Below are 11,842 nucleotides of genomic sequence, written 5' to 3'. Positions count from 1 at the left end.
TCTCATGCAATTCGACAACATCCCAGCGGGCAAAAACCCGCCAGAAGACATCTACGTAGCCATCGAAATCCCGGCTAACAGCTCCCCAGTCAAGTACGAACTCGACAAAGACATGGGCGCTCTGCTGGTAGACCGCTTCATGGCCACCCCCATGTTCTACCCCGCCAACTACGGCTTCATCCCTCACACCCTGGCTGACGACGGCGACCCGCTGGACGTACTGGTTGTGACCCCTTACCCAATCCAGGCCGGCTCTGTTATCCGCTGCCGTCCGGTTGGCGTACTGAACATGGAAGACGAAGCCGGTGGTGACGCCAAGCTGGTTGCCGTACCTCACGACAAGCTGACCACCATTTACCACGACGTTAAAGAAATTGACGACCTGCCAGGCCTACTGCGCGACCAGATTCGCCACTTCTTCGAGAACTACAAAACTCTCGAGCCCGGCAAGTGGGTAAAAGTACAAGGCTGGGGCAACGCTGCCGAAGCCAAACAAGCTATCGTAGACTCGGTTAACGCCTACAAAGGCTAATCGTGTTTCGAGCATAAAAAAACCGGGCCTCTCCAAGAGCGGCCCGGTTTTTTTTTATTCTACAAACGTCCAAACGGGCATCAGCCCCGCGACAACAAATCCCGCATATCGCTGATCGCCGCGTTAGCCCGCGACAAATACGCCGCCATCGTCAACGAGTGGTTGGCCAACAAACCAAAACCGCTGCCATTCAGAATCACCGGACTCCACATAGACTCCTGAGTACCCTCCAGCTCGATGATGATCTGCTGAACACTCGCCATGGCATTCTTATCCTGCAGCACCTTCCGGAAGTCCACTTCCATCGCCCGGAAGATATGCAACAAGGCCCAGGCCGTGCCACGCGCCTCATAGAACACATCGTCGATCTTGGTCCAATCTGTCTTTACATCTTCACCACTGACCGCCTCAGACAACGGATCATTCTCATCAGTGTTCGACATGGATTCAGAGACCGAGGCTTTACCCACGCTTTCGCTCAGTGTTCTGGACAGGCTACCCAGCCGAGTTTCCAAGTCCGCCAGCCAGTTGTTTAAGTTGTCTGCCCGCGCGAAAAACTGGGCATTGCTTTGTTCTGGGTCCGACAAACGGTTCAGGTAACGCTTCAGCGCATTGATACCACGACGGTATTCGTTTTCGGTAGAAGGAATCGCCCAGCTCTCGCTGTCAAAGTGAAGCTGCGGCTCGGCAATGATCAGATCAGGGTCTTCCGCAGACTGGCTCTGAGACCGGCTGATGTCTTTACGAAGAGAGCGAGACAAATCCCGCAACTGAACCAACACGCCGTATTCCCAGTTCGGCATGTTGTCCATCCAAAGACCAGGAGGGAAGATATCATTCGAAATATAGCCGCCCGGCTTATCCAAAAGCGTCTCCGCCAAACGAATCATCGTGGCTGTCGTGGCAAACCCGGCTACCGGTTCACGATTCATCTCGCTAGCCAAGGTGCGAGTATGTTCCCGTACCGAAAAGCTGTCCGGCTCACTGCTCCAGATGATCCCCAACACAATGGTAATCAGCAGGTACACCACCAGCAGCGCCAAGATAAACTTTCCGATTACGCCGCTGCCACCGGTGTAATCCTGAACATCTTCTTTCTTGTCCTTGAAGTACTGTCTGATTTTACCCGGCATATAACGTTTACTCTCCAGTTGATTTCTCATCGGCCGCGAAGGGGCGTCCCAGATGGTAGCCCATGGCGCCATCGATACCCAATTTACAGAGTACCGAGTATTCCTCACTTCTTTCTACACCCGTCGCGAAAACTTTCACTCCCCGACTTCGTGCAATACCGACAACCGCCTCGAGCCAGAACCGATTATCCTCGTGGCTATCCAGGCCATGAACGAAACTGTTATCAACCCGCAAAGCGCTCAACGGCAAGTTTCGCAGATAATTGAACGGCACGCCCCCAACTCCAAACCGATCCACCAGAACCGGGATGCCCAGTTTAACCAAAGTTCGAATCAGCTGACTCGCCTGAGCCCGGTGGTGATGCAGCGTCATTTCCGAAATACCAACCCACAAACGGCCGTTCAAGGAACCGGCGGCACCGAGCATGGCCACAACATCTTCCCGAAAACTTGCATCCGCTACCGAGGCGGAGCCCAGTGAAATCGCAAGATGCTCCTTGGGATTGCCTTCAAGACGCTCCAACACACTGGCAACCAGAACCCGATCAATATCAGCGATAAGGCCTAGGCGTTCTGCCATGGGCACGAACGCCCCCGCTTTCAGTACACCCTCTGGCGTACAAATTCGGGAAAACACCTGAAAATACTGCAGCTCTTGATCGGGGCCGCTCACCATTGGCTGTAGCCAAAGCGACAACTTCTGGTCCCGAATGGCATCGTTGATAATGTCACGCCAAGTGTCCATCGTGTGGTAATTGTTGGCATTGGCATCTTTAATCCAGCAACACGATTCCTCGCGCTGCTGAGCGGTCCGTAACGCTGTATCCGCAGCCGCCAGCAAGTCACGGACATCCGCCTCAGGGGATGCAATGGCAAGCCCCGCATGAACATTGGTTTCAACCGGCGATGCGAAATCCGAATAAAGCCCGTCCAACGTCTCGGTTAACCCCTCACACCACACTTTAACGTCCACGGGTGCTGCGCCAGGTAGATACACTGCAAATTCAGCACCCGTTCTACGACCTGCAAACGCCCCGCCATGCTTCTTCACAAAGGTGTTGATGACCTTGCCGACTTGCTTTAACAACTGGTCGCCTTCTTCGCGACCATGGCTATGGTTGTACTCGCCAAAACGGCTCAGCTGAAGCAGCATTAGCACCCCCGGTGCGGACTTCTCCTCGGATTCAACCTCGACCTTCAGGCGCTGATCAAACGCGCTGCGGCTTGCCAGGCCCGTCACCGCGTCTTCGTTATTTACTTTGCGCAAATGCTGGATCAACTTCCCCTGGCCCGCAAACAATTGCCCAAGATCATCCGCCATCTGATTCATGGCTTCCGTCACCTGATTCAGCTCACGAGTCGAACGCACCATCACCCGTTTCCTGAAATCCCTCCGGCTGAGCGCTCGGGCCTGCTTCTCCAATTCTTTCAGTGGTCGAAGCAAGCGTCGTAACAAAAACCATAACGCCAACATTCCGACACCACCGATCAATACCACGGCAGCCAGCAACCCCACGGTAATTCGCCAAAGATCGTCATAGGCTCGGCCCAGGTTACTGACCACCTGCACGGTACCCAACTGGGCCCAGCCTCGAACAACTTGCGCCTTGCCCTCGGGCTTTGGCAGTGCCGCTACCCGCACAAACCAATCCGGTGCCATTACTGTGCGCAGGGGCATTACCCTGCCCGCCAGCATAATGCCTTCATGGCCGACAAACTTCACCGACAGGTAACTGCCACTATCGAACACGGCGTCGATCAGCGATGAGGCGGCAACAATATCGGAAGCGTCAACCGCCTTAGAGAGCGCTACACCTGTCGCGGTTGCCGCGTCTTGCGCATGTTCCAAATGCTGCGAGGAAACATAATCCCGGAACGTGCTGAAACTCACCGAGAAAATGGCCAACAAAATCAGCACCAACAAACTGCCGGTGAAGACCAACAGCAACGCTCGAAGACTCAGCATGCCATGTTGCCGTCGGCTGCTCGTAACCTGCTCCTCTGCCATAAAGATCCAAGACCTCGGGCCAGATTTAAAGACGCATCAAACTCTGTGACCACCTTCAAGAGTTGACAAAGATTTACAAAGTGCTGTCTACGTCGACAACATTAAACACTATAGACTCTACCCAAGGACTATGAAGCCTCCGCATAACCTGACTAAGAAATAAGTTCATCCTGCCGGATAGAACAACCAATAACAGAAAGGCCCGAGCACAATGAGCGACGAAAGCCAGAAGGAAAAACTCAGACAACATTTCGCCCGCCGTGTAACCACACAAGCGCGCGTCGTTCTGGATACCTGGCAAAAACTTCACGACGATTCGGAGCAAGCACATTCTCACAGAGATGCGTTAGAAGCCGCCGCCGACAAGCTGGTTCGGTATGCGCGCCGCTTCGAAATGGAAAGCCACGCACGCGCCGGTGACGGTATTCTTGAAAGGCTGGCCCAATGGCGCTCTGATACCCCACTAAGTGCTGATCACCAACAGGCTCTGGAAGAGTCGCTGGAAGCTCTTCGACACTGCACCCAACGGCGCAGTGACGAAGGCAATGATGCGCCACACCCGTTCCGCCGGACGCCCGTATACCTCGCGCTTGCTGACGAAGAATCCGCGGCCAAGATGATCAAACAGCTCGAATTTTTCGGTTTTCGTGCCTCGGCCTACAAGACGCCCAATGACTTGATGACGGCGTGCGCATTGAGCAAACCCGAAACTATCCTTATCGACGTCAACTTTGGTGGCGGAGCCTCTTCCGGGATAGCCACGATCGAGCACCTACAGGAACAGCACGACACGCCCGTTCCCATTATTTTCATGAGTGACGAAGACGGCTCGATCGAAACCCGATTGCGAGCATCCCGGTGCGGTGGCGAAGAGTTTTTCTATCCGGCGGTCGATCCTGGCCAGCTGATCGAGAAAATTGAAACCTACACTCACGGCAATACGGTCGAGCCGTACCGGGTACTGGTGCTCGACGACTCCCGGGCTCAGGCCAAATTCATGGAAACGGTGTTAAAAAAAGCCGGAATGAATGCCCACATCATCACCGACCCCATGCAGATCATTACGGCACTGGAGGAGTTCTCCCCGGAAATCATACTGCTCGACATGTACATGCCCGGCTGCACGGGCATGGAGATTGCCCGTGTCATTCGCCAGCAGGACAGATTCCACAGCGTACCGATCATTTACTTGTCGGCAGAGGACGACGTCGGCAAACAATTGCACGCCATGAGTCTGGGTGGCGATGATTTTCTGACCAAACCGGTTGATCCCAAACACCTGATCGCCACGCTGCACAACCGGGGGCGCCGTGCCCGTTCGCTGCTGGCACTGATGATTCGCGATAGCCTGACCGGGCTCTTCAATCACACCCACACCCTCTACTTGCTGGAACAGGAAATCGTAAGGGCACGCCAGAAAGACCAGCCGCTTTGCTTCGCCATGATTGATCTGGACTACTTCAAGAAAGTGAACGATACCTTTGGCCACCCCATTGGTGACCGAATTCTTAGAAGCCTGTCCATGTTCCTGAAACAGCGGCTGCGCAAATCCGACCACATCGGGCGATACGGTGGAGAAGAATTCGCCTTGATTCTGCCAAACACGCGCCCCGGCGATGCCCGCAACGTGGTCAATGAAATCCGGGAACGATTTGCCGAACTCGTGCAAGAGGCCGGCGACCGCCAATTCAAAGTCACCTTCAGTTGCGGGCTGGCCGCATGGCAAGGAGACAGCTCCCAATCCCTGTGCGAGCGAGCCGACCAAGCCCTGTACGTATCTAAAGCCAACGGTCGAAACTGCGTCACACTGGCCGAAGATTGAATTCTCCGGACCGGGCATTCCGCCCGGTCCATGAAACCAATGTCGAATACCCGCCCTGTTCGCCATCATCGACAATGCTTGTCATCAACGAAATGTCATCGCACCTAAGGCAATTGCTGTGTAATCTTTTTTCAGGATCAAAAGACTCATTCGAAGATTGTTAAAAAGTGTTGATCTGAATCGAATAAGTACGCACCATTTAGCCAAACTGCCGTTATCTTCGGCGATCCTGTAAAAAACAATCAAGGCAAAATTCATCATGTCGACCATACTTGTGCTACATGGCCCCAACCTCAATATGCTCGGCACACGTGAGCCCGAGGTTTATGGCCATGAGACTCTGGCTGACATTGACGACCGCTTGCGGCATCAAGCGGCCGAGCAAGGCCATCATCTGCTGCACCTGCAATCTAATGCAGAGTATGAGCTGATAGATCGAATACACGAAGCCCGGGCTGAAGGGGTGGACTTCATCATTATCAACCCCGCCGCCTTCACCCACACCAGTGTCGCCCTGCGGGACGCTCTGCTGGCATCAGGCATCCCGTTTATTGAAGTGCACCTGTCAAACGTGCACGCGCGGGAACCGTTCCGGCACCACTCGTATTTTTCAGATATCGCCCAAGGCGTTATCTGTGGTTTAGGCAGCCAAGGTTACGATCTTGCTTTACAGGCTGCTCTGCAAAAAATTCACTGATAGACCAGAGACAACGGGACTGGAATAGTTATGGATATTCGCAAAATCAAAAAACTGATCGAACTGCTCGAAGAATCTGACGTCGAGGAGCTGGAAATTCACGAGGGGGATGACTCTGTCCGCATTTCCCGCCGTCGTGAGCAAGCCGCCGGCCAATTCGTGAGCCATTATGCAGCGCCTGCACCCCAAGCGGCTCCGGCACCTGCCAGCGCACCTGCGCCCGAAGAAGCACCGGCGGCTTCGGCTGCCACTAATGGTCACGCGCTGAAATCGCCCATGGTTGGCACCTTCTACCGATCACCCTCACCTTCTGCACCGGCCTTTGTAGAAGTGGGCCAATCGGTCAAGGCTGGCGACGTTATCTGCATTGTTGAGGCAATGAAGATGATGAACCAGATTGAAGCAGACAAGTCTGGCACCATCACCGAAATTCTGGTCGAAAATGGCCAGCCGGTGGAGTTTGACCAACCTCTGGTCGTCATTTCCTGAATCTGGTGATTGCTAACCATGGCTATGTTAGAAAAAGTTCTGATCGCAAACCGCGGTGAAATCGCCCTTCGTATACTGCGAGCCTGCAAAGAGCTCGGCATTAAAACGGTGGCGGTTCACTCTCAGGTCGACCGAGACCTGATGCATGTTCGCCTGGCGAACGAAACCGTCTGCATTGGCCCCAATAGCGCGACCGAGAGCTACCTGAACATCCCGGCGATCATCAGTGCTGCCGAAGTGACGGATTCCGTAGGCATCCACCCCGGCTATGGCTTTCTGGCAGAAAACGCAGACTTCGCCGAACAGGTCGAGAAAAGCGGATTCCGCTTCATCGGACCCAGTGCTGAAACGATCCGCCTGATGGGCAACAAAGTTTCAGCCATTGAGGCCATGAAAAAAGCCGGCGTACCAACCGTCCCCGGCTCGGACGGGCCTCTGACCGACGACGATGAACGAACGTTGCAAGTTGCCCGAAAAATTGGCTACCCGGTCATGATCAAAGCCGCCTCCGGCGGTGGTGGTCGCGGCATGCAGGTCGTTCATTCCGAGGCTGCCCTCCTGAAAGCTGTCCAGATCACCCAGACGGAAGCCAAAAATGCCTTTGGCGACCCGACCGTTTATCTGGAAAAGTTTCTGGAAAAGCCTCGTCATGTGGAAGTTCAGATTCTGGCAGACATGCACGGCAACGTGATTCATCTGGGTGATCGCGACTGCTCTTTACAGCGCCGCAACCAGAAAGTCATCGAAGAAGCGCCAGCCCCGAACCTCAATCCGGAAACCCGGGAGCGCACACTCAAAGCCTGTGTCGATGCCTGTAAAGAAATCGGCTATGTGGGTGCCGGCACTTTTGAGTTCCTGTACCAGGACGGCGAATTCTACTTCATCGAAATGAACACCCGCGTTCAGGTAGAGCACCCGATCACCGAAATGGTGACAGGCGTGGATATCGTCCGCGAACAGCTGCGTATAGCCAGCGGCTTGCCTTTGCAATACAGCCAGGACGAAATCAAGATCACTGGCCACGCCATGGAGTGCCGGATCAACGCAGAAGATCCACAAACCTTTGTCCCCAGCCCGGGCAAGATCAAGCATTTCCATGCCCCTGGCGGCAACGGCATTCGTGTCGATTCCCACCTGTACAGCGGCTACACAGTGCCTCCGTACTACGACTCGTTGGTGGCAAAACTGATCACCTGGGGTAGCGATCGGGATATCGCGCGCAGGCGGATGAAGAACGCACTGGATGAAATGCTGGTTGAAGGCATCAAGACCAATCAGCCGCTCCATAGAAAACTGGTGCGCGATGCAGGTTTTAAACAGGTAGACTTCACCATTCACTACCTCGAAAAACTGATACAGGATTAACCATGCCCTGGATACAACTCCAGATTCCAGCTGATCCCGATACTGCGGATCAGCTGGAAGACCTGCTAATGGAAATGGGTTCGGATGCCGTTTCCATGGAAGACGCCGCCGACCAACCCCTCTACGAACCGGATCCGGGCACAACGCCCTTATGGAGCCAAACCACCGTAACCGGGCTGTTTCAATCAGACCGGAATATCGACCAACTGTGCTCAGATATCCGGGATGCCTGGCACCAACAAACTCAGCAAACTCTCGCAGAGATTGATGTCACGCTGGTCGAAGACAAGGATTGGGAGCGAGCTTGGATGGACGACTTTCATCCGCTGCGCTTTGGTGAGCGGCTCTGGATTGTTCCCAGCTGGCACGAAGCGCCAGACCCGGACGCAGCCAACCTGCTTCTAGACCCGGGCCTCGCGTTCGGCACGGGCACGCACCCCACGACCGCCCTTTGCCTGCAGTGGCTTGACGGTCAGGATGTTGAAGGCAAACAAGTGATCGACTACGGCTGTGGCTCTGGCATTCTAGGCCTTGCAGCCCTGCTTCTCGGCGCCAACCACGTGATTGGCGTGGACACCGACCCTCAAGCGCTGGAAGCCAGCAGGGAAAATGCCCGGCGCAATGGCGTTGAAGACGACCGACTTGATCTGTACCTGCCCGGCAGTGATCCCGACACTCAGGCGGATGTCATGCTCGCCAACATTCTGGCCCAACCATTGATTGGTCTGGCACCCCGATTGGCCGCACTGACTCGCACTGGCGGCAGCCTCGTCCTCTCAGGCATTCTATCGAACCAGGCCAGAGAAGTGATGGAAGCCTATGAACCTTGGTTCATCATGGACGAACCCGAACAGAAAGAAGAGTGGATACGCCTCACAGGACGGCGCAAGGGCGAATGACGAATCAAACGTTTACGTCTAAACTGCGTGGTTCCTAGTAATCACGCAGTGACTAAGCGTTCAGGATAACAGCATGACCCAGAGCAGCCTGCAAACACAGTGCCCAGAGTGCGGAACCCGTTTTCGGGTAACTGACGAACAGCTCAGTGTCGCCGGAGGCAAAGTCCGTTGCGGCAACTGCATGGCCATTTTTAACGCCAACGAACACAAAATAGCACCTGCCAGCGGTAGTGCGACTCCCGCCGCCAATACCCATCCTGAACCCCCGTCATCTGGAGATTCCACCAGCGATAACACCCGCAGCAGCGTGATTGAAGACGACTTCGTGTTTGTCGACAACCCCGAGGAAGATGCGGAAGAAGGACTTTACGCGGGCAACAAACTGACTTTTTCCGACGATGAGCTGAGCGAAAGCTTCCTCTCTGTCGATGGCCGTAAGAACGAAAGCTTTTCGGAAGACGACCAGGAAGCAATCAACGCGAATGATGACGAGAGCTGGGCTGAAGCCATGCTTTCCGATGATCATCCCACGCCTGCCGCGGACCAACTCGAAAAGCCTGAGCCTGAGCCTGAGCCTGAGCCTGAGCCTGAGCCTGAGCCTGAGCCTGAGCCTGAGCCTGAGCCTGAAACAGCATCAGCCAGCGCCATTTCTGCCGTCCAGCACGACGAGCAAACAGACAGCGATGAGCCGTTGAACAACGATGCGGATCATGTAGGTGACCCCCTCATCAGCCGAACCCGCCCGGGACAGGGCACAGACACCTTGTACCGGGACTTACGCCGAGACCCTGTGTCGGTCGGTGGTGGAGGCAATCGTCTGCGAACGGCCCTATGGAGCCTTGTTACACTAGCGCTGCTCGGGCTACTGATCGCACAGGCCACCTGGTTCCAATTTGATCGACTATCGGCTATCCCTCAGCTGCGCCCCTTTTACGAGAAAGGCTGTGCACTGGCCGGCTGCAAACTCCAGCCGCTGGTGAATGTCGATGCCATACAAAGCCGGAAACTCGTGGTCCGGACAGACCCGGACAACCGCAGCCAGTTGATCGTTGATGCGGTTATCATCAATCGCGCCAACTTCGAGCAGCCATTCCCGTCCATTGCCCTGACATTTTCCAACCTGAATGGCGATGTGGTGGCCCAAAGCGTTTTCAGCCCTAAAGAGTATCTTGCCGGCGACGGAGAGGCCTTGGAAAACATGCCTACGGATACTCCGGTAAAGATTGCCATCCGGATTCGCGACCCCGGACGGGATGCGGTCAACTACAACCTGCTTTTCCGTCCGTAGATACCGAAAGCCGCGACAAGGGCCTACAGCCGGTAGAGCAAAAGTCAACCAGACAGGGCGAAAAATAATCAACTTTTTCGCCCATTTATCCCTTCAATCAAACTGCCCCCGGCGGTATCATTACCGCCCTTCGGGAAACAGTCGATCAGATTTTGAGCAACGACTAATAACCGAACCTTGCTAAACCCGCTGTGACACGGACTCAGATCATGCTGCCAACGGCAAAAATCGGGCCGTACACCCTGCCCAACCCCTTGATAGTTGCACCCATGGCCGGTGTAACAGATCGCCCGTTTCGGCTGTTGTGCCGAAGAATGGGCGCAGGTTTGGCTGTATCAGAAATGGTCATAGCGGATAGCAAGCTCTGGCATACGCGCAAATCACGTACCCGGATGAACCATCAGGGCGAACCAGAACCCCGGTCAGTGCAAATTGCCGGCGGTGACCCAGACATGCTGGCGGATGCCGCGCGGCAAAACGCCGAGTTTGGCGCCCAGATCATCGACATCAACATGGGGTGTCCAGCCAAGAAAGTCTGCAATAAGGCCGCTGGCTCGGCCCTAATGAAAGACGAAAAGCTGGTTCAGGAAATTCTGGAAGCGGTGGTAGGCGCCGTCGATATTCCGGTGACACTGAAAATGCGCACAGGTTGGGATCGCGACAACCGCAACGCCAAAACAATTGCAAAAATGGCAGAAGACGCAGGCATTCAGGCCCTCGCTGTACACGGCCGCACAAGAGCCGATAAATACCTGGGCGATGCCGAATACGACACCATAGCCGAAGTGAAGGCCAGCGTTGGTATTCCGGTGTTTGCCAATGGCGACATCACCACACCAGAGAAAGCCCGGCATGTGCTGACTTATACCGGCTCTGACGGGTTGCTGATCGGCAGAGGCGCGCAAGGCCGGCCATGGATTTTCCGGGAAATAATGCACTTTCTGGAAACCGGCGAACACCTTGCGGCACCGCCCCTGAATGAAGTGGAGCAGATTCTCCAAGAGCATCTAGCCGAACTGCACAGCTTCTACGGGGAAAAGATGGGCGTGCGTATCGCCAGAAAACATGTGGGCTGGTATCTGCAGACCCACGATGAAAGCAAACAGTTCCGCAGTCGCTTCAATGGGATCGAAGATCCACTGGAGCAAAAAGACAGCATCGCACAGTACTTTGCACGCTTACGAAATGGAGAGGTATTCGCAGCATGACCGCTGAGACTTTGGCACACGATAATCTGAGCACCCCGGCCAACGATGAATTGCATCAGTTGCACACGGTAAACGGCAGCGGCAATAGCGTCACCCTGCGCGACAGCGTAGAAGTTGCTCTGAAGAACTACTTCGCGCAACTGGACGGAGCACCCGTCACCGATGTATATCAATTGGTGCTCTCTGAAGTTGAAGCGCCCCTGCTCGAGCAGGTAATGAAGTACACCCGCAACAACCAGACCAAGGCATCCACCATGCTTGGCCTGAACCGCGGAACCCTGCGCAAGAAACTGAAGCAGTACGGTCTGCTATAATCAGACTCGATCCACAAGGGCCTCCCGGATTCGTTCGCGAGGCCTTTGTTCTTTATATTCAGGCTACCCCCGGCTTATCTGAACAGC

The 11,842-nt window shown here is 54.9% G+C and carries 11 protein-coding genes; 9 read left to right on the top strand and 2 right to left on the bottom strand.

From position 1 onward, the window contains the following. The first annotated feature begins 4 nt into the window (after window positions 1-4). Window positions 5-532, top strand: coding sequence for an inorganic diphosphatase (gene ppa, locus ACNQ6O_RS01925; RefSeq protein WP_418051562.1), 528 nt, complete (start codon window positions 5-7; stop codon window positions 530-532). An 80-nt stretch (window positions 533-612) separates the two neighbouring features. Here the strand turns inward: ppa and ACNQ6O_RS01920 are convergent, their stop codons facing one another. Continuing rightward, window positions 613-1,665 (bottom strand): DUF2333 family protein, encoded by a 1,053-nt coding sequence (locus ACNQ6O_RS01920; RefSeq protein WP_418051561.1) that lies wholly within the window; start codon window positions 1,663-1,665, stop codon window positions 613-615. Window positions 1,666-1,672: 7 nt separating this feature from the next. Continuing rightward, window positions 1,673-3,631 carry an EAL domain-containing protein gene (locus tag ACNQ6O_RS01915; RefSeq protein WP_418051560.1) on the bottom strand — a complete coding sequence of 653 codons (1,959 nt, stop codon included), beginning with the start codon at window positions 3,629-3,631 and terminating at the stop codon, window positions 1,673-1,675. A gap of 253 nt (window positions 3,632-3,884) precedes the next feature. Here ACNQ6O_RS01915 and ACNQ6O_RS01910 point away from each other — a divergent pair, with 253 nt between their 5' ends. From ACNQ6O_RS01910 to fis, 8 genes are all read left to right on the top strand, one after another. Further along, window positions 3,885-5,495 carry a diguanylate cyclase gene (locus ACNQ6O_RS01910; protein WP_418051559.1) on the top strand — a complete coding sequence of 537 codons (1,611 nt, stop codon included), beginning with the start codon at window positions 3,885-3,887 and terminating at the stop codon, window positions 5,493-5,495. 259 nt (window positions 5,496-5,754) lie between these two features. Further along, on the top strand, window positions 5,755-6,192 hold the full coding sequence (aroQ, locus tag ACNQ6O_RS01905; protein WP_418051558.1) for a type II 3-dehydroquinate dehydratase: 438 nt from the start codon (window positions 5,755-5,757) through the stop codon (window positions 6,190-6,192). Window positions 6,193-6,222: 30 nt separating this feature from the next. Then, complete coding sequence (accB, locus tag ACNQ6O_RS01900) at window positions 6,223-6,681, top strand: acetyl-CoA carboxylase biotin carboxyl carrier protein (protein ID WP_418051557.1); 459 nt, start codon at window positions 6,223-6,225, stop codon at window positions 6,679-6,681. Between the two features lie 18 nt (window positions 6,682-6,699). Continuing rightward, window positions 6,700-8,046, top strand: coding sequence for an acetyl-CoA carboxylase biotin carboxylase subunit (gene accC / locus ACNQ6O_RS01895; protein ID WP_418051556.1), 1,347 nt, complete (start codon window positions 6,700-6,702; stop codon window positions 8,044-8,046). Window positions 8,047-8,048: 2 nt separating this feature from the next. Further along, window positions 8,049-8,945: a 50S ribosomal protein L11 methyltransferase gene (prmA, locus tag ACNQ6O_RS01890; RefSeq protein ID WP_418051555.1), complete on the top strand. Its 897-nt coding sequence runs from the start codon at window positions 8,049-8,051 to the stop codon at window positions 8,943-8,945. Between the two features lie 73 nt (window positions 8,946-9,018). Next, window positions 9,019-10,233: a DUF3426 domain-containing protein gene (locus tag ACNQ6O_RS01885; protein ID WP_418051554.1), complete on the top strand. Its 1,215-nt coding sequence runs from the start codon at window positions 9,019-9,021 to the stop codon at window positions 10,231-10,233. Window positions 10,234-10,442: 209 nt separating this feature from the next. Next, entirely contained in the window at window positions 10,443-11,441 is a 999-nt protein-coding gene (dusB, locus tag ACNQ6O_RS01880; protein ID WP_418051553.1) for a tRNA dihydrouridine synthase DusB, read from the top strand. Next, complete coding sequence (fis, locus tag ACNQ6O_RS01875; protein WP_133007327.1) at window positions 11,438-11,755, top strand: DNA-binding transcriptional regulator Fis; 318 nt, start codon at window positions 11,438-11,440, stop codon at window positions 11,753-11,755. The genes dusB and fis overlap by 4 nt, the downstream gene beginning before the upstream one ends. Window positions 11,756-11,842: the final 87 nt, after the last annotated feature.

This window comes from Marinobacter sp. SBS5 (assembly GCF_048285575.1).
Taxonomy (GTDB): Bacteria; Pseudomonadota; Gammaproteobacteria; order Pseudomonadales; family Oleiphilaceae; genus Marinobacter.
This window is presented reverse-complemented; position numbering and strand designations above follow the sequence as displayed.